The organism is Limosilactobacillus mucosae DSM 13345 (genome assembly GCF_001436025.1).
In the GTDB taxonomy this organism is placed as follows: domain Bacteria; phylum Bacillota; class Bacilli; order Lactobacillales; family Lactobacillaceae; genus Limosilactobacillus; species Limosilactobacillus mucosae.
Genome location: NZ_AZEQ01000010.1, coordinates 25,061 through 42,095, shown reverse-complemented (window position 1 = coordinate 42,095; position 17,035 = coordinate 25,061). Strand labels below are relative to the sequence as shown.

Genomic DNA, 17,035 nt, shown 5'->3' with positions numbered 1-17,035 from the left:
GGCAACGTATAAGCAGGGTTCAGCATCAGTGGATTACTATTGGGTGATTATACTGATTCACAATTGAAAACCATGGGAATGTTATAAACTATCAATTGGCGTAATAAGTTATTCTTTTACATCAACTTTATATTTGCTATATTGGTAATATTGCAAGTTTGTAGGAAATTAAAACCTGAAATGTATTAAAAGACATTAAATTATGCTTTAAGGTGACATTATGGAAGTAAAAAAAGTTTATGAAAATATTTTAAGTAATTTTAATTCTGATATTATATTAAGGCCAAATAGTGACGCTGCTGTTATTAAAGGTGACTCTCTTGAATTAATAAAAAAAATACCAGATCATAAAATTGCTTTAATTGTTACAGATCCCCCATATCATTCAACAAAAAAGAAGAATATTACAGGTGATACTAGTTTTAAGACTGATGAAGATTTCTTAAATTGGATGGAACAACTAGCTAATGAGTGGAAAAGGGTTTTAAAATATAATGGTTCTATCTATTGTTTTTGCTCATCGCAAATGGAATATAAATTAATCAATAGATTTAGTAAACAGTTTAATATATTATCAACAATTACCTGGACAAAGCCAAATAAGCCAGGTTATGATGGTTGGCATAACAAAATGAAAAAGGAAAACCTTCGCCAGTGGTATCCATCCTCTGAGAGAATAATTTTTATGACACCTAAATATGGTGATAATTTATTTAATTCATATTTTGGTGCTCAATTGAGATCATGGAGAAAGATGTTAAGGGTTACAGCTCATGGCTTGACAGAAATAACAGGAGAATATGGCAAGGTAAATCATGGTGGTGCAGTTTCCAATTGGGAAGCTGGTCGAAACATTCCTAGCCGCGAACAATATCAAAAAATAGTTAAGGCCTTAAGTGATGCAGATAAAAAAGGAATTATTGATTTTCCAGATTACGAAGACATTATTAGACCTTTTAATGTTGATAAAACAATGGCATATACGGATGTATGGGATTTTGAAAATGTGCGCCAACATCGAGGTAAGCATCCTGCAGAGAAACCGGTTGATTTATTAGAAAATGCTATAAAGGCTTCATCTTATCCTGGAGATATAATCCTTGACACTTTTTCTGGATCAGGAGCTACAGCTGAAGCATCATTACACTTAAAACGAAAGTCAATTTCCATGGAAATTGAAGATAAATGGTTTAAAGAATCTGCTGAAAGACTTAAGAGTGTCTCACTTAATTTATTTTAGTTATATATAGATGATTATAGTCCGTGGTACTATGATCATCTTTTTTTTATGGTTAGTTTATGAACAGAGAAGAAATCTTAACTACTTTTGGTAATAATCTTAAAAAAATACGCCTAAAGAGAGGGCTTTCTCAAGAAAGATTAGCTGAATTAGTGAATGTTGATCGAACGTATATTGGAATGGTCGAGCGAGGGAAGAAGAGTATTTCGCTTATTTATATAACTAGACTTTTAAAAGTATTGCAAGTTAGCGCAGATGATTTATTTAAGGGTTTAAACGATGAATAATAAACTACCTAAATTACCACGAAAATTAAAATCTAAATTAGATAAAACAAGAACCACTAGAGGTGCTGATGATAGTCAGATTTTTCAAAACCGCGTTGCTCGAAATAATACGGTTTTGATACCTTATAGAGAACTAAAATCAAAGGAGACAATTGCTAATAGTATTAAAGAAAAGGATTTTTTTGAAAATGGGTATATTGTTTTAATTGATCCTGCTGATTACTTTGATGTTAAAGAAAAAGACAATTTTAAAAAGTATAATTTGAATTTGGGACATAATGCTCTCATATTTTTTAGAACGCGTAACGAATGGAACCAGTACCATGATAGTTTAATTAAAAAAGGATTTAAGCCTGCTAACAATCGCCAGGACCCATTAGGGGGGGAATACGTTGCTAGAATACCAGCTATAACAACCCGCGGTAAAAAAGGTGATAAGATTTATTATGGATATACTAGTAAACAAAATAAGGGAGCTGGAATCAGGCTTTATGAGTATTCATCTCGCGAAAATAGTAAACTATGTGAATTACAGCTAGAGGCTTTTTTCTGGCATTGTAGAGATGCTGAAAGTGTTATGGAAAAAGCAGAGATGAAAAAAGAAGATATACAAATACGTAAAAAAGCTATAATTAATGAGGCTAAAAATAAGGGTTTACTCGATTATAAAAAAATAGTAGATGCCCGTATCATGAATTATGATCACATTACAATTTGCCCACTGTGCTTGGAAGAATTATCTGCTGAAGGCTTTATTACTAATTTAGATATACCAGAAGGCAGAGAAGTTCCTGATTTAACGGTAACTCAAAATAATCTTTTCCATATTCAACCGGTTACTTACGGGGAATATAATCATAAACCTTACAATTTAGGTTGGGGGCATCACTATTGTAATGTAGTTGTCAGAGAAATAAGTATCAGCGATACATTAAAGTGGATGCAGTATGTATTAGATAAAAATAAAGATTTCACTAGGAATAGTCAATGATTGAGAAAATAAATATTGCTGTAATTCTTATCAAACATATAAAAATATTATTCAAATTCTTTTGATTGCAAAAATTTTAAGATAAGTGTTTTCGTTTTCTCGAATTTTATGGTGTGCTTACCGTTTAACCAGATCTTCCAGTTCTGAAAGTGTCTTTGGATGCGGCTGATGCGCCAGCCAAGTGTGCTTGAAGTCATTCCGGTAACGCTAAATTATCGCATTATCACCTGGCGTTCCCGGAGCAGAGAGGCTGTGAACGCTGTTTTGACTAGCCAAATAGCTGATGAAGAAAGAAATCATAACTTTAGTTTCAGAGGCATAAGCATACTATGTCAAAAAATAAAAGCGCCTCACGGTCAATGATCGTGGGACGCTTCTTTTATTGATGTAATTAATTTTTGGCGGCCTGCCAGATGCGGTGCCATTTGAACGTATCACCCAGTAAGACGATTAAATAGGTGCCCAGCATCAGGGCATAGTGGCCTTTAGCCAACTGCCAGCCGGTAATGATAAGTAAGATGACGCTCAGCTGGTTGAAATTAACGTGCAGGCGATGATAACGACTAAATTGGGAGTAGTTGCGGTGCTTGAGCCGCCTGAGGTCGCGCTCCGTCCAAAAGGCAATTAGTATTTCCAAGACAAAGGCCAAGACGGCAATGATAATGATAGGGGTAGTAGGCTGCATGATGTTACCTTCCTGAGCGTTTGAGTCGTAGGGTTACGCCGGGATTATCCACGTACCAGAAGCAATCGTCTTGATACTGGCGGCCAAACTTATTCAGCATGAACTGACGGTACATACGCGTAGCCTCAATATAGATCCGAAACTCATCATAAACTGTGTAGTCATCGATGTAAATCACGTCTTGAAGCAAAAAATCGCTGGTGCGGTAGTCGCCACTCAGTTCAATCCATCGATCACCACTAGACTGGTAGAATTTAAAATTATGAATTCGATTAGGGACGGTTTTTAAGCGCCTGGCGTACAGATATTTCAGTTCAACATCGGTTAATTTGTTTGCGTATTTCATTGCTATTACCTCATGTTAATAATATATTAATTATATAGCAAATTGATATAAAATGATATTGAAAAGTTAAAATTAAAAACAATGACTAGCATTTGAATAGCAAATTGCTATTTTTATGTAAATAATGCTATACTGTAGCTATCAATTCACAACCAGAGGGGGATATTTGAATGGCAAAAGAAAAAACCGGCTACTCGTTCCGCTTCGACAGCGACAGCCAAACCGTGAAGTGGCTGAACGCGCAGGAAAACCGGACCGTCTCATTGGACCTTTTGATCAAGCTGGCGTCCAACAAGTATGGCGTGGGTGATTTGCCAACGCAGCTGACGGAGTGGGTCTCAAAACATGATACCGATAAATAACTAAATATGATATACTGCTGAATTAGGAAAGGTACATTCTATCACTACAACGGCTCCTGGTCTTTGGATCAGGGGTCTTTTTTTGTGGTCAAACAAGCATATCAAAAAATAGTTAAAAAATATTCTTTTGATATGCTCAATTGAAAAAAGAATAGTAAATCAATATTTAAATACTATTCTTTTGCTATTTAAATCGACGAGAAACTATTCTTTTAATATTGAAATACTATTTTTTAAATCGATTTTCAATATTTATTTTCAGGCAAGAATATCAAATAAATAGATAAAGAATAGAAAAGCAATATTTAACAAATGTGCTATATAACCAGCTTGATGCAATGTGAGAAGACTTCCTCGCTAGTCAGTGATGATGTGAGAAGAAATCTGCGCAGATCATGATGCCTATGCGCAGAAACTTTCCTTCACAATTGTGCTATAGAGAAAGATCCTGCGCTAAGCGAGACCATCATATTAATTGGTATAGGAAAGATTCTGCCTAAAGATAAATAATCAAGTCGATTCGGCTGACTATTAAAAGAATATTGAAAAAATAGTTAATGAATATTCTTTTAATATCGTCAATCGAAAAAAGAATAGTAAAACAATATTTAAAACCTATTCTTTTACTATTTTATTTAAGCTAAGAATATCATTTTAATATTGAAACGCTATTTTTAAAATAGAATTTCAATATTTATTTTTCGGTGAGAATATCAAATAAATAGTTTAAGAATAGTAAATCAATATTTAACAGATGTGAGATACAACACGACGGTTTTAAAGATTGGTCTACGTGAGAAGCAACCTTGCTTCTAGATGGCAGAACTTGTCTTTGCGAGCAGGGACTGGTAAAGTTAAAAAACAAACATATGTTCTTTTGAGGCTAAAAAATAAACCACCGGTCGTGGCAAGGAAACACTTTATTTCATTAGCTGAAGCTGATGCCTGAAGGCCCATTCCGCATCGGCACGGAACGTCTGCGGTATGCCAAACGTCTGCATCAGGTTTTCTGGCGTCTTGAAGTGCCAGTCCTGCGTCTGACTGTACTGCAACAGCAATTGAATTCCCGTCCGATTGCCCGTGCTTTCGTACTTTTCGCCAACACTGATGTACTCGCAGGGATAGGCAGGCGGATCCTGATCAATGATGTGGCCAATTTCATGGGCCAGAATAAACGGCCGCTCACTGCTTGGCTGCCAATTAGGATTGTACAGGATCAATCGCTGATCAGGCAGGGCGGTTGAAACGTAGCTGGACGGCCATTCAGCACGTGTCAAAACGATAATGCCGTGACGCTTGCAATAGGCCAGAAGCCAGTCAATTACTTCGTCCATAGTCATCACTCCCGACTCGGTGGTTTGATTCGTTATTTGTCTTGATCATCGTCTTTAAGCTGGGTGTCCAAATAGGCCTTTAAGATGGCCTTGATTGATTCGCGCTGAGCATCGGAGATCTCAAGACCGCGGTAGCTGTGCATCTCGTCAACTAGCTCGTCAAGGCTCTTGTTTTGGTCAGTTGGCGTTGCTCTATCTTGCTGTTCAGACGACGGCTTGCTGTTGGATTTGTCTGGATGCTTATCAATACTGAGTCCCAGCAACCAGGCTTCACTAACGTTGAGAACCATGGCGAGAGAATGTAGATTGTCCTGCTTAGGCTTAAACTTTCCGCGGACGTAACCCGAAATTACCGTTCTATCGATTCCAGCTCTTCTCCCAAGTTCAGATTGCGTCATACCGGATTCAGATAAGGCTTGTCTTAATCTAATCTGAAACTTATTCATTACTAATTTCCCCATTGTGTTTAGTATCGCTTAATTCTGTATATATTTATTTTATATTTCTTTGATATTTTAGCATATACCAGATATGAGAAATACATGGAATAAAATCATATTTATTTATTGACAAAGATCAGTGATGCTTTAATATAAAAAAGTGAGAAATTCACAACAAGAAAGAGGTGATGATGATGTACACAAAGCAGACAAATAATTTTGACTATTCTCTGCTGAGAAAACGTATGGTTGAATATCGCTATAACATTACGTCTTTAGCTGCGGCTGTAGGCATGGACAAAGGTCTGCTCGGGGCTAAATTACGTAACCGGACCGAGTTTAACCAACGTCAGATTACCAAGATTGCCAAGGTCCTTGATATTGATCTTAGGGAAGTACCGGCTTATTTTTTTGTCTCAAATGTTGACAAACAGTCAACAAAAACTATTACGAACAAAATTGAAGCCTAATGATCCTATCTCGGAATACTGGTGGAAGGCCTCATAACTTGCAATTAAAGGAGTGAACAAAATGGATAACTTAAGTCAATTTGAGCCGCTATTGATGGGCGGTGAGCTACCAATGGAGATGCCACCAACACTGGCTAAGGCACTGCATAGCTCGGCGAAGGCCTTGTTATTGCAGGAACTTCAAAACCGGCTGCAAGCTAATCGGCTGAGCAAGAATACCAAGTCGTTTAGAGATGGCCGCTGGTGGGCCAGCATGACGCTTGGTCAATGGCATGAACAATTCGTCTGGCTTTCAGAACGGACGATTCAGCGCTACTTCAGGGATCTGGCTGAGCAGGGCATCGTAATCGTTGGCAACTTCAACGAGGATAGCTTTGATCAGACAAACTGGTACACGCTGGACTATCAAGCACTCAACCAGCTGATGCAGGAAAAGGGGTGATAGCAATGAAACAACGATTTTCAGGCCGTAACCACCAGCGAGGAACGGCGCTTGCCATCTCAGAATACTGGTGGGAGGCCAGGGACCTTACCATCTCCGAAGCGGTCCTGCTGACTGAGATCGAACGATTAGGCAAGTATGGCGACTGTGTGGAAAGCAATGCGTACTTTGCTGAATTTATGGGCCTTTCAAAGAGTCGGGCCTCTGAATTTATCGGCAGGCTCAAAGAAAAAGGCTATATCAAGACGCAATACGGTACCGATACGAACGGCATAAACTACCGGATTATCCGTCTGACGCGATGAGGTGGCAAAATGCAACGGAAACAAATAACGCTCCGCCTACCAGAAGAACTAGTAGCGGAGCTTCAACAAATTTCTTTAAAAACGACTTTATCGCTTAGAGCCCTAATTCTGTTAGCAATTTTGAATAGTAGTCACAAGTCTTTGAAGTTGCATAAATGATTAGAGCATTTATCGATGTATTCGTAGCAGAGGATAACTGTTTTAAATAGCCTTTAAGGTTGTCGTTTAGGTAAATAACCGTCCTGACAAAATTACCACTTCCAACGGTAGTTTCGTTGAAGTCATTAAGACGGTCAGTTAGCAGATATCTAAGAATTGCTGTCTTAATTATGTCTGACCGACTAAAACCCAAACGTTCTGCTAACTCATCTACGTTTTGGGTAAGCTCGATTGGCAATCTGATAGTGGTTTGCTTTGGCATTTAATCGCTCCCTAGTGATTTTTTGACAACAAAACAATACCAAAAAGGCAGTAAAAAGTATTGACATTATTTTAATGTCATTTAATATTATAGACATCATATTAATGTCATGAAGGTGAGGATATGAAAACTAAATATCGAACGGCGGTGACGTTACCGGTTGAAGTAGCGGACCTGCTGAAAAATGTTAGCGAAAAGACTGGTAAATCAGTCAACAGTATTGTTATTGATAGCTGTCTAGTTTACTTAAAAGAATTTAAGAAAGACTATCCATTCTTGTTTAGTGATACGGAGGGTAATAACCATGAATCCAAATAACGAAATTGAACGACCAAGTTACTACTCGATCACGCCAGCGACAATTCGTTATGACAAACGGTTGAAAATGGCTGAACGAGTAATGTTTAGCGAAATTGCCGCTTTATGCAATGACTCAGGTTACTGCACGACGGCAAACAACTACTTTGCTGATTTATACCAAGTCAACAAAGCAACAGTCTCACGCTGGATTAATCACTTAAAGGAACTGGACTACGTACGAACTGAAGTCTATGTCGATCCAAAATTAGGCAATCGCAGGCGGATCTACCCAAATATGTCTGTAATCGTCTTTGACTCGGATCAACCAATCAGTGCAACCGATAAGGCGATTCGAAAATTAGTTTCCGAGTACTTTTCTGGAAAGGAGTATTACTACCATGAATCCTGATAACGAACAATTTGAGCGGCCAAGCTATTACTCAATCATTCCAGCCACGGTGCGCTATGATAAACGGCTGAAATTTGCTGAGCGCTTGATGTTTAGCGAAATTACCGCATTGAGCAACAAATACGGCTACTGTACCGCATCTAACGGTTACTTTGCCGCCCTATATGAGGTTGACAAGACCACGATTTCACGCTGGATCAACCACTTGAAGAGTCTTGGCTATCTCCGAACCGAGATGCTAAAAAAAGGTCGTGCGATAGCTAGTCGGCGGATTTACTTAAACATGGATCCAACAGTTACCGTTTCGCACAATACTCCTATTGATCCTAATGCATTACCTATTGATCGAAATACACCACCTATTGATCCAACTGCTAAGAACCTATTGAACGAAATGCCGTCTACCTATACGCAAAACGATCAACTTGATCGAAATGCTAAGGGGTTCTTAGCAAATGGATCAACTACCTCTTGGCAGAACGATCAAGCACCTATTGATCGAAATGCTAAAGATAATAATACAAGAGAGAATAATACAAGTCTTAATACTACAAGCATCATCAACAGCAACTATGCAACTCAAAATGAATATATACAAAGAGGCACAACTGCAACTTCGCGGACGGCTGCTGATGATGCTGGACGACAAAATACAACTGGTCAATCTTTGGCTAACGCAGGTGCTACTGCTCCGGTTGCTCAATATCAACAAACTGTCGGTCAGGCAACTCAACAGCGTGGCCGGATGATGCCAGCTGATCCAGCTGGGCCTAATTCGCTGAATGATCCTAACGGCATGAACGTAGTCTTCAATGCGTGGGCGGACCTCTGGGACTGGCCAAGCAAAGCCGTGATTGCTGATCTGAACCAATGGGTGCAGGAATTCGGCGTTGATGTCGTGATTCATGCAATCAAAAAAGCCGCAACGGCCGATGCCAAACGGCCACACGGCTATGTTGCGGCGGTGATGCGCGACTATCACAAGGCAGGCTATAAGAGCCTGGCAGACGTTCAAGCGGCTGACGAAGCCCGTGATGCTCAAAAACAGCAGGCTCAAACGCAAAACTACCGTGGCGGTCAATATAACCGCGGTGGTCGGGCCAACGTCCAAGAGACCCTGCCATCTTGGGCTGAACAGGACTTTGTAGCTAACAGCAATCAGCCAAGTGCTGAAGTTGTCCAGGTGAAAAAGGACAACGCGAGAACCAGTGAAAATCAGCTAAAACGGGCGGTCAAGTTCCACCAACAGCTGTTCTACAGCGATCTGGAAACGATTCGCGAGAACTTATCCAAGCCAGATGGCCACGGCTACATGTCTATCGATGCCCCACAGCTGTTTAAACAATATCTCGCTCAACAAGGTCAGGGCGCAGGCGCATAGAAAAAGGCCCACGCGATGAACGTGGACCCAGGTTAAAAAGTTTGATTTTATGATTTGTGCATTAAGCGTATCTAAAATAGACTGTAAAATCAAGCTTTTGGCCGAAAATTTTCACAAGAAATTCAACAACAAGTCAGGAGATTGATATTTATGATGACCATGCAAAACTTCAACCAAACCGCACAACGCGAAGGTTTCACGACGGCGGTTGATGCCAAATTGGGGCTGGTTTTACTCAAAAAGAACGACGTGACGATCTGGGCGATCGATATCCATCAGGATCACGTAGCCAGTCAAATGGCACCGCTGGACGATCTCAACGAAGCGATCGAGGCAGAGGATCTGGCCCAGGCGCTGGCCAAGACCAGTCTGGTTGACCGCTATGCCGATATCTTTGACGTCTTCACTCTGTACTAAGGGGGTACGCTGATGATGCAGGAAATCAAAAAACCAGAAGAACAAACGCCAAGTCCGCTTTTTGAGCGCTACGGCAACTTCCAGATTCCCAATGACGCGGAGTTGGCTGGCTTTTATCAAGGCTTGAACAATGAGGAGCTGTTGCCGTTCGTCCGGCTGGAAACTGAGTACGTCAACATCGTACAGGGCGCACGGATCCAGCTGGGCCAAGTCTTTCGCGAGGCACAACAGCTGTTTTCCAAGCGCGGTATGCGCTCAGATCGTGGCTACACGCAAATGACGTTTGAAAAATGGCTCAAGGCGCACGGTCATACCAAGTCCACGTCATACCGACTAATCGAGTTGGCCAACACCGTGGATAAGATTCAAGCGCAAGCGCTAGAAAACGGCGATGATGCCGCCTTGATGATCGACAACTTCCTGTCGCTGAGTCAAGCCGATCAGCTGGCGATTGCTAAGGGGCAAGTCGATCAGCAGACCATCAGCATGGTTCTCAAAGCTGATCCGGCCGCGCGTAACAGTCCTGCTTGGCAAGATATGCTCAAGGAGCTGGACGAAAAGAAGGCTGAAATGGCGGAACAGGCCAAGAAGCTGAAGGAACAGCGAGAGCAGATCAACCAGCTGACGCAACGCAATTCGGACCTGGAACGGTCACGGGCAGATACTACCGAACAGCTGTCGCTGGAAATGCAGGAAAAACGCCATTTGCAGATCCAGCTTGATGAAGCCCAGGCTCAAGAGCCAGAACGCGTTGAAGTACCGCCAGAGGACTACGTTGAACTAAAGGAGCGCAAGTTAGAGCTGGAAAGCCAACTGCAAGACACCAACGAAACGCTCAACGCGGTCAAAAAGGAACTGCACGAGGCGCAGACTGCGGCTGAAGCTCATAGCAAATACACGCAAGAGGATATCGACGATCTGCAAAGCCAGCTGGCGGAGCTGACCGAGCAAAACAGCGAACTGACCGAGAAGTTGGAACAGCAGGCCACCAAAGTTGACAACAAGCAGGCGGCCTTCAAAACCGTTTCGTCACGGTCAACGGATATGCTGTCAGCCATACCGAAGACACTTGACGTGATGGCACTGGCCCACGACACGGAACAACTGACGGCTGAAGAGTTACAGCAGACCGATCTGCCAGCGCTGGCTAACGTCCTTGAAGACAAGGCTAAACAGATTCGCGAGTTGTTGCGCGATTCTGAACGGATCGTCGAAGGCGAGTATGACGAAGTTAAAAGTTAAGGGGTGACGGTTGATGATGTATGCCAAAGGCCAGTACTTTAATGCCGATGGCGTTTCGGATCAGTTTTTTTATCTGCGGATTCCTGACGATCGCTTGAGCGATTTTCAGGCCGCCGGTATGCAGGTCAGCAGAAAGGACTTTATGGTGCTGGCCACTGACCAGGCCAACCGGCTCAGAGTCATGGTCGTCCAGGGAAAGCCGGTTAAGGTACTACCCAAAAACACCAAACCAGTTGGCGACTGCTTTGGCGTGCTTAATGGCGACGACAAGCTACCGCTGACCAGGAAAGCCATGGCGGTGCTGATTCCCAAAGCAATCAAAGACCGCCAGCTGGCAAAGCTGATGGCCATCTATCTGCCGGAACCACGGCATCATCTGCCTAAGTGAGGTGCCGCATGATCAGAAACGATGACTATCAGTGTCACAGCCGGGCATATCTCCGTGAAAAACGGCTTCAGGACACGATCAAGGGCAACTGGGGCAATGAAGAGGTTGCCGAAGAAAAACGCTCAGACCAGCAGAAAACTGGCGACGCGTTAATGCTACCGGTTGTGATCCTGATCCTGCTCGCAGCTGGTTGGGTTGCATTTGAAATTTTAAGGGGGCTGTCGCTATGAAATTTTGTTACGTAGTCTCGCGCAAAGAAGGCGGAGATATGGAGCCGATCGCGGTCTTCAAACGGCTCAAGCCAGCCTTGAAGTACGTTTCGCAACAAGGCATGGAGCCTGAAGTCGCGAGGCAATCCAACGCCTATAAGGCTCTTCTTGAGCAAGGATGGGTCGTTGACTTTGTACCGGTGAAGGTTGCTGATCAAGCTACCAAGACCGCGATGGTCAGGGCTAAGCTCAGCATCGGCAAGGCAATTTTGAAGGAGTGACCAGGTTGAATATGGTTCCAAGCCAAATGGATTAAGGAAAAGGAGTGTGAAAAACATGACACAACGGATTTCCAGTGAAAAATGGGCCAAGATGGCCGACTACATTGAGCAAAACATGGACGGATACGACTTGATCGAACGGCACGGCTACTGCCTGGGCGTTAAATTACCGGACGTGGCCGCCTGGCTGGAGTTTACCGAGACCAAGGGTACGATTGCCATTGATATCATGGATCACCCCGAAACACCGATGGACGGCCAGATTCTGGAGTACTCCTTTGGCTACAGCCTCGAGGCCATTCCAACGATTCTGGCAGTGGCCAACCGGTATCTGGTTGAATGCGGCGGCTTTGAACAGGCCGTCTACCAGAAGAACCACGGCAAGCGCTTCGCTGACTACTACGATGACGAGATCCGCAAGCTGATTCCCAGCCGAGGCGGCTCGAACCGCACCTACGTCTACGTGGTCTATGAAATCTTCTACGATGAGCAGGGCGATACCACCAAGGTCGGGAGCTATAGCTTCTTGCACAAGGCCGATGCAGAGCATTACCTGAAGAAATTGCAGGCGGATCAAAAACCAAACCGCTTTGCCTATCTGCGGACGCAGAAACTGCTCTTGAACGATCAGGTTGATCGCAAGAATGTGACCAACATCTGGGTTGATCCAGAAGTTACCCACGCTAATCTATACAACTACGCACCGCAGATTCCAATGGCCTTCAGCCAATTCAAACGGGCCAGCGACGAGGGGACCACAAAGTTTATCCACGACGTTCAACAGATCGTCTTGGATCCGGATTCAATCAAGGGGCGTGTCTCATGAACAGTGAAAAACAATACACAATGGCCGATGTTTACAAGCAGGTCTACGAAGAAACCGGAATCCTGCCCGTTCATTGCCTCTGGCTGGACGATCAGAAGATGACCAAGCCTGAGATGCTTAAACGGGCGCAGGAAACCAAGCGCTTGATGTTATTGGCGTTTGAAGAAGTCGATAAGGAACGAGGCGATCCAAAATGACGATTACCAACGGTCAGTACCTGGTACGTAGCGGTCAGACAATCCGCTACAGCAACCATGGTCAGGAAAGTCTGCTGGTCGGTGAGATCACCGAAAACAGCAGGGATTATGACGTCGAACTCTTCTACGGTCCCAGTCGCTTAATTTTTTACCGGACGATCCGGTTGAAGAAACGGGCTGGCTGGCACCAGATCAACCCAGAAAGGACTTGAGATCAACTCATGTACAGTGACAACCCAGCCAAGGAACAGCGCCGTCGCCGGATTACGTTAGGCGTTATCGCGGTTTTGATTATCGGCAGTGCGCTGTTTGGCTTTCACTTTTTTCATAGCTATCGCCGTACCAGTACGGCAGATCAGACCAAGCTGATGAATTCCAATGAGCCAGCGGTCGTGATGTTCTACTCGAAAACCTGCAAGGACTGTAAACACGTGGCGGCCACGGTTCACAAAAACGACTATCAAAGCAAGTTGGCTGACAACGTGGTCGGGATCGGTAACGCCTCTGACTACCGGCACACGGCCGTCTACATTGAGCTTCAAAACCGCCATGACAAGCAGTTGTTTGAGCAGTACCATGTTACCTCAACGCCAACGTTCATGATCTTTAAAAACGGTCAGCCCCAGCCGATTCAAACGGTCAACGGCCTGCCGGTCTACCAGTACAGCGGTACGAACAAGGCCAAGATCCAACAGCTCTATCAGAAGCTGAGTTTGGATTAACAGCGGTCAAAAAAGCTAAAACGATTAATTAATCAAATACAGATTTAAAATCGCGGAAACGAGAAGTTAAAACGTTTTAAATTCAAAGGAGTAACCAATGTTTAATCGAAAAACATACGGCTTCCGCAGGGCGGCCAAATACATCAACCAAACCGGGATCCTGGAACAGACCTACACGGCCAAGATCATGAAGCAGTTGCGCGATGACGTCCGGCTGGTACCAAAGATTCACCGGCGACGCTACACACAAGAACAGCTCGATATCTTCGTACAAGAAGTTAAGCCACGCTAACCAAAGGAGACTAAATCATGGACAACACGAAAAAAGATGCCGTACTGGCTTTCAAGCTCACGGATCAGATCAAAGCCGATCTGGAAAAAGACGTGGTTGAAGCAAACAACCTCAGCCACCATTGGACGACGCAAATGGACGGGACGGACCTGCTCAAGACCTACTACCCAGACCAAGCCCAATATGGCACGCCTTTGATGGCAGACGTTTTGGCTCTGCATCTGATCGGCTGGCTGACCAGTCAGGGGGTCCACGCCACGCCACGGCGCATGAACCTGCGGACGCGGATCTCACTCAGCGCACAACCGCTTGATGAAAAGCCAGAGTGGCCGGTTGAATGGTTTGCACAACGCAACCAGGTAACGCTGGGCGACGATGCCAAGGAGATTGCGGAACAGATTTTGAAGAGCTACGAAGAGGAGATTGACGATATGGGATCCATTAAAACCAAGCAGGTCAGCGCCAGCGGTGAAATCAAAGAATTCAAGACCGTTGAAAGCATCATGCCATTTTCAATCAGCGTGCATAACGATGGTTATGAGGGTGATGATGCGATCACCGATTTCATTATCGAATGTACTGACTTCAATAGCGTTTTATACAGAGTGGCTATCCAAGCTGAAGAAGGAACAGCCTACTTTGTAGAGCCTGAAGCGTTGAAGATTACGACTAGGGGCAGTATTGAACGGGCCGAGTTGGCCAACATGCTGCGCTGGGTGGCTGATGAGCTTGAAGCCAAGAAGGGAGACGCTAACTAAATGCTGGACAAGCTGAAACGACTCCGGACGGCCTGGCAAAAGCAACTGGCCAAGATCTATGCCTGGCACACGGAACACACGATGCAACGCAAGCTGATCATTTCTGGGTCACTGGTAGCGATTATGGCACTCCTGCTGATCGGTACGCAGACCGCACCCAAACAGTCACGATTTACCAATACGCCGCTTGGTACGCAAGAGTCGTTTGGTCAAAATTCAAGCGCCACGATTGCAATGACGTCACGCAAATACAACGCCAAAAAGCACTTCATGGTCATTAAGTTTCAAGTGCAGGCCAGTGGCAGTCAGGTGATCAATCCACGGGCGATCAAGTTGAGCGCCAGCACGCTGGAAAAACAAGATGCCAGCTATCAGGTTCTGCCATTGGCCAACAACAACTACGTGATGGTGATCAGCAATCTTAAATCCGGCTATCAGGCCATTCAGATCGTAGCTGAAAACAAAAATCCTGACCTGACTCAGTTGCCAACGGCTGATGAAAACTTTGATGGCTCAAGCTCCTCTTCTTCGGCTACCGAGTCCACAACGAACAGCACGCAATCAAAGAACAAGTACAAGTTCATCATCAACGAAAGTGATAAGTTCGTGGACAACAAGATGGTCAAGCGTACGCAAAAACAGTACGCGATTGAGTCGCTGAATGAGTCGATCAAGAACCTGAACAAAGGGATCAAAAAGCAACAAAAAGCCATCAAGGCCTACAAGGCTCAGATCGCGGCTGACAAGGTTGGGATTGACCAGATGCAAAAGGATAGCCAGTACAAGGCGGACGCCAGCTCCAATGTTGATACGATCCGCAACGCGCAGGCTGATATCTCAACGCAACAGGCCAACATCAAACAGGCCAACAAAAATATCGCCAAGTATCAGGAACAGATCAAGCTTTATCAAAAGCAGATCCGCGATATCCAAAACGGCAACTACCGTTTCATCGCTTCCAAGAGTACTGGCGAGTTGAAGTAAGATTTTGAATATTTGAAAGGGGGTTAGGCTCGGCAGATTTTGAGTCTGTCGGGCTTTAATTATGCAAAAATACCTAGTTTTAACTGATGGAAAAAACAAGCGTGCCGGTCTGGTCGTCTTAGGATCGGACCTAATCACTCCGGATATGATGATTCTACTGATTCATGGTATCTGTGCCACTTTTACTGAGCTTTATCATACACGGATGCCAATGGAAAATGCAGTTGTAACGCTGGCACGATTCTTCGATGTTTACGATCCGACTGATGAGGATTTAGGCGACGAAGCTGTTTCAATTGTTGAAGTACTGAACAATGACGAGATGGCTGAATATGCGTCGCTAGATGGAGCCTATGAGACGATGAAATATGCTCAGCCAGTGTCGCAATTAGGCTTGCCAATGTACCTGAGTATTCGTTCCTATCTGAACGGCAATAAGGGTAAGGTAACCGAAGAGGATTTGACTAGGGCCTTAGTCAAGATCAAAGCAGAATGGGAGGAGAAGTAGTATGGATTTTGCAACGATTCACGAAATTCGCAGCCGATTTTATATCAAGCATCAAACCCCAGAAGCAATCGCAGACACGATCGATTACTCGGCCCTGCTAGAAGAATTTAAGGCCTTAGGGATTGTCTTTGATGATCGTGGTGGCCTCAGCTGGCACGGCAAAAAAATCGGTGTTCTAAACAAGAGTTATGCAGTCAGTCTGCTTCGCAAGATGATGGTCCGGATCATCATTTCTAAGTTCATGGCGAGCGATTGTCTTGAAGATTTTGATCCGATTGAACAGCTTCAAGTCGTCATGACGGTGATGAAAATCTCGCCGGAAATTCTGGCAATGGACACTGATCTGCATACACTGATTAGCCAACTGGTCCATCACACGTTTATGTTTAGCGAAGTCGATTCAAAAACCATTCGCCTTGAATATGCTGGGCAAATTTTAGGCGAGTTCGTCAATCCATATTCGAGTCAGGTCACGCTGGCCGACACTGAATATGAGGCCGTCGTGCAGATTTTAAATCTGCTGATTACGCCATTTATGCTGAAGAACTTTCAGCCAAATGATGACGTTCGATTGAGTGAGGATGATGAGTGATGGATGATTTTCTTGCATCTGCTGGAAAAGATTGCTGATGTGTTGAATATCGATATGAATGAGTTTCGAGGTTTGGGCTAAAAATTCACGGGCCGGTCGGCAACGGCTGGTCTATTTTTTAACAAGAAAATCAGAGTGGCAGAACTTTGAAAATTTAAAAAATGGGGTAAGGTATCTGCAAAAGCTTGAGGGCGCGATGCAGACGC

Annotated in this window: 29 protein-coding genes; 24 read left to right on the top strand and 5 right to left on the bottom strand. The window is 43.8% G+C overall.

Annotated features, from left to right (window positions below):
* Positions 1 to 220 precede the first annotated feature (220 nt).
* From FC47_RS05620 to FC47_RS05610, 3 genes are read left to right on the top strand one after another with little or no spacing between them, the layout of a single operon-like run.
* On the top strand, positions 221 to 1,240 hold the full coding sequence (locus FC47_RS05620) for a DNA-methyltransferase (RefSeq protein WP_235803995.1): 1,020 nt from the start codon (positions 221 to 223) through the stop codon (positions 1,238 to 1,240).
* A 59-nt stretch (positions 1,241 to 1,299) separates the two neighbouring features.
* Complete coding sequence (locus tag FC47_RS05615) at positions 1,300 to 1,527, top strand: helix-turn-helix domain-containing protein (RefSeq protein WP_056968363.1); 228 nt, start codon at positions 1,300 to 1,302, stop codon at positions 1,525 to 1,527.
* Positions 1,520 to 2,518 (top strand): BstXI family restriction endonuclease, encoded by a 999-nt coding sequence (locus FC47_RS05610; RefSeq protein WP_056968362.1) that lies wholly within the window; start codon positions 1,520 to 1,522, stop codon positions 2,516 to 2,518. Before FC47_RS05615 ends, FC47_RS05610 begins: the two co-directional genes overlap by 8 nt.
* Positions 2,519 to 2,909: 391 nt before the next feature.
* Here FC47_RS05610 and FC47_RS05605 read toward each other — a convergent pair whose 3' ends face one another.
* Complete coding sequence (locus tag FC47_RS05605; RefSeq protein ID WP_056968361.1) at positions 2,910 to 3,203, bottom strand: hypothetical protein; 294 nt, start codon at positions 3,201 to 3,203, stop codon at positions 2,910 to 2,912.
* 4 nt (positions 3,204 to 3,207) lie between these two features.
* A complete protein-coding gene (locus FC47_RS05600) occupies positions 3,208 to 3,549 on the bottom strand; it encodes a hypothetical protein (protein ID WP_056968360.1) in 342 nt (113 codons plus the stop codon).
* 170 nt (positions 3,550 to 3,719) lie between these two features.
* On the opposite strand from FC47_RS05600, the gene FC47_RS05595 reads away from it, so the two are divergent.
* A complete protein-coding gene (locus FC47_RS05595; protein WP_006499500.1) occupies positions 3,720 to 3,911 on the top strand; it encodes a hypothetical protein in 192 nt (63 codons plus the stop codon).
* A gap of 920 nt (positions 3,912 to 4,831) precedes the next feature.
* On the opposite strand, the gene FC47_RS05590 is transcribed toward FC47_RS05595, so the two are convergent.
* The gene (locus FC47_RS05590) at positions 4,832 to 5,245 is read right to left on the bottom strand and encodes an ImmA/IrrE family metallo-endopeptidase (RefSeq protein ID WP_006499499.1); all 414 of its coding nucleotides are present in this window, start codon (positions 5,243 to 5,245) and stop codon (positions 4,832 to 4,834) included.
* Between the two features lie 32 nt (positions 5,246 to 5,277).
* Positions 5,278 to 5,691, bottom strand: a complete 414-nt coding sequence (locus FC47_RS05585; protein WP_052669265.1) for a helix-turn-helix domain-containing protein — start codon at positions 5,689 to 5,691, stop codon at positions 5,278 to 5,280.
* 188 nt (positions 5,692 to 5,879) lie between these two features.
* Between FC47_RS05585 and FC47_RS05580 the strand changes: the two genes are divergently transcribed.
* The 3 genes from FC47_RS05580 to FC47_RS05570 all read left to right on the top strand — a co-directional run bounded on the left by FC47_RS05580 (position 5,880) and on the right by FC47_RS05570 (position 6,902).
* Positions 5,880 to 6,155 carry a DUF739 family protein gene (locus FC47_RS05580; RefSeq protein ID WP_052669261.1) on the top strand — a complete coding sequence of 92 codons (276 nt, stop codon included), beginning with the start codon at positions 5,880 to 5,882 and terminating at the stop codon, positions 6,153 to 6,155.
* Positions 6,156 to 6,216: 61 nt separating this feature from the next.
* Positions 6,217 to 6,597 (top strand): hypothetical protein, encoded by a 381-nt coding sequence (locus FC47_RS05575; RefSeq protein WP_056968358.1) that lies wholly within the window; start codon positions 6,217 to 6,219, stop codon positions 6,595 to 6,597.
* Positions 6,598 to 6,602: 5 nt separating this feature from the next.
* Entirely contained in the window at positions 6,603 to 6,902 is a 300-nt protein-coding gene (locus FC47_RS05570) for a helix-turn-helix domain-containing protein (protein ID WP_056968356.1), read from the top strand.
* A gap of 94 nt (positions 6,903 to 6,996) precedes the next feature.
* Here the strand turns inward: FC47_RS05570 and FC47_RS11120 are convergent, their stop codons facing one another.
* Positions 6,997 to 7,323 (bottom strand): ribbon-helix-helix protein, CopG family, encoded by a 327-nt coding sequence (locus FC47_RS11120; protein ID WP_056968355.1) that lies wholly within the window; start codon positions 7,321 to 7,323, stop codon positions 6,997 to 6,999.
* A 123-nt stretch (positions 7,324 to 7,446) separates the two neighbouring features.
* Between FC47_RS11120 and FC47_RS05560 the strand changes: the two genes are divergently transcribed.
* From FC47_RS05560 to FC47_RS05480, 17 genes are all read left to right on the top strand, one after another.
* Complete coding sequence (locus FC47_RS05560; protein ID WP_056968352.1) at positions 7,447 to 7,641, top strand: Arc family DNA-binding protein; 195 nt, start codon at positions 7,447 to 7,449, stop codon at positions 7,639 to 7,641.
* Complete coding sequence (locus FC47_RS05555) at positions 7,628 to 8,032, top strand: helix-turn-helix domain-containing protein (protein ID WP_052669254.1); 405 nt, start codon at positions 7,628 to 7,630, stop codon at positions 8,030 to 8,032. Before FC47_RS05560 ends, FC47_RS05555 begins: the two co-directional genes overlap by 14 nt.
* Entirely contained in the window at positions 8,022 to 9,413 is a 1,392-nt protein-coding gene (locus FC47_RS11070; RefSeq protein ID WP_056968350.1) for a DnaD domain protein, read from the top strand. Before FC47_RS05555 ends, FC47_RS11070 begins: the two co-directional genes overlap by 11 nt.
* Positions 9,414 to 9,563: 150 nt before the next feature.
* Positions 9,564 to 9,830, top strand: a complete 267-nt coding sequence (locus tag FC47_RS05545; protein ID WP_006499491.1) for a hypothetical protein — start codon at positions 9,564 to 9,566, stop codon at positions 9,828 to 9,830.
* 12 nt (positions 9,831 to 9,842) lie between these two features.
* A complete protein-coding gene (locus FC47_RS05540) occupies positions 9,843 to 11,072 on the top strand; it encodes a coiled-coil domain-containing protein (protein WP_056968348.1) in 1,230 nt (409 codons plus the stop codon).
* 13 nt (positions 11,073 to 11,085) lie between these two features.
* Positions 11,086 to 11,460 (top strand): hypothetical protein, encoded by a 375-nt coding sequence (locus tag FC47_RS05535; protein ID WP_039945340.1) that lies wholly within the window; start codon positions 11,086 to 11,088, stop codon positions 11,458 to 11,460.
* An 8-nt stretch (positions 11,461 to 11,468) separates the two neighbouring features.
* Positions 11,469 to 11,690: a hypothetical protein gene (locus FC47_RS05530; RefSeq protein ID WP_006499488.1), complete on the top strand. Its 222-nt coding sequence runs from the start codon at positions 11,469 to 11,471 to the stop codon at positions 11,688 to 11,690.
* A complete protein-coding gene (locus FC47_RS05525) occupies positions 11,687 to 11,950 on the top strand; it encodes a hypothetical protein (protein WP_056968346.1) in 264 nt (87 codons plus the stop codon). Before FC47_RS05530 ends, FC47_RS05525 begins: the two co-directional genes overlap by 4 nt.
* 55 nt (positions 11,951 to 12,005) lie before the next feature.
* A complete protein-coding gene (locus FC47_RS05520) occupies positions 12,006 to 12,776 on the top strand; it encodes a hypothetical protein (protein ID WP_056968345.1) in 771 nt (256 codons plus the stop codon).
* A complete protein-coding gene (locus FC47_RS05515; RefSeq protein WP_056968343.1) occupies positions 12,773 to 12,973 on the top strand; it encodes a hypothetical protein in 201 nt (66 codons plus the stop codon). Before FC47_RS05520 ends, FC47_RS05515 begins: the two co-directional genes overlap by 4 nt.
* Positions 12,970 to 13,185 (top strand): hypothetical protein, encoded by a 216-nt coding sequence (locus tag FC47_RS05510; RefSeq protein ID WP_056968341.1) that lies wholly within the window; start codon positions 12,970 to 12,972, stop codon positions 13,183 to 13,185. The genes FC47_RS05515 and FC47_RS05510 overlap by 4 nt, the downstream gene beginning before the upstream one ends.
* Before the next feature lie 9 nt (positions 13,186 to 13,194).
* Positions 13,195 to 13,695 carry a thioredoxin family protein gene (locus FC47_RS05505; protein WP_006499483.1) on the top strand — a complete coding sequence of 167 codons (501 nt, stop codon included), beginning with the start codon at positions 13,195 to 13,197 and terminating at the stop codon, positions 13,693 to 13,695.
* Between the two features lie 97 nt (positions 13,696 to 13,792).
* On the top strand, positions 13,793 to 13,987 hold the full coding sequence (locus FC47_RS05500) for a hypothetical protein (RefSeq protein WP_006499482.1): 195 nt from the start codon (positions 13,793 to 13,795) through the stop codon (positions 13,985 to 13,987).
* Positions 13,988 to 14,004: 17 nt separating this feature from the next.
* Entirely contained in the window at positions 14,005 to 14,745 is a 741-nt protein-coding gene (locus FC47_RS05495; protein ID WP_006499481.1) for a hypothetical protein, read from the top strand.
* On the top strand, positions 14,746 to 15,729 hold the full coding sequence (locus FC47_RS05490) for a hypothetical protein (RefSeq protein WP_235803994.1): 984 nt from the start codon (positions 14,746 to 14,748) through the stop codon (positions 15,727 to 15,729).
* Positions 15,730 to 15,790: 61 nt separating this feature from the next.
* Positions 15,791 to 16,237 carry a hypothetical protein gene (locus FC47_RS05485; protein WP_056968339.1) on the top strand — a complete coding sequence of 149 codons (447 nt, stop codon included), beginning with the start codon at positions 15,791 to 15,793 and terminating at the stop codon, positions 16,235 to 16,237.
* A gap of 1 nt (position 16,238) precedes the next feature.
* The gene (locus FC47_RS05480; protein WP_056968337.1) at positions 16,239 to 16,829 is read left to right on the top strand and encodes a hypothetical protein; all 591 of its coding nucleotides are present in this window, start codon (positions 16,239 to 16,241) and stop codon (positions 16,827 to 16,829) included.
* The last annotated feature ends 206 nt before the right edge of the window (positions 16,830 to 17,035 follow it).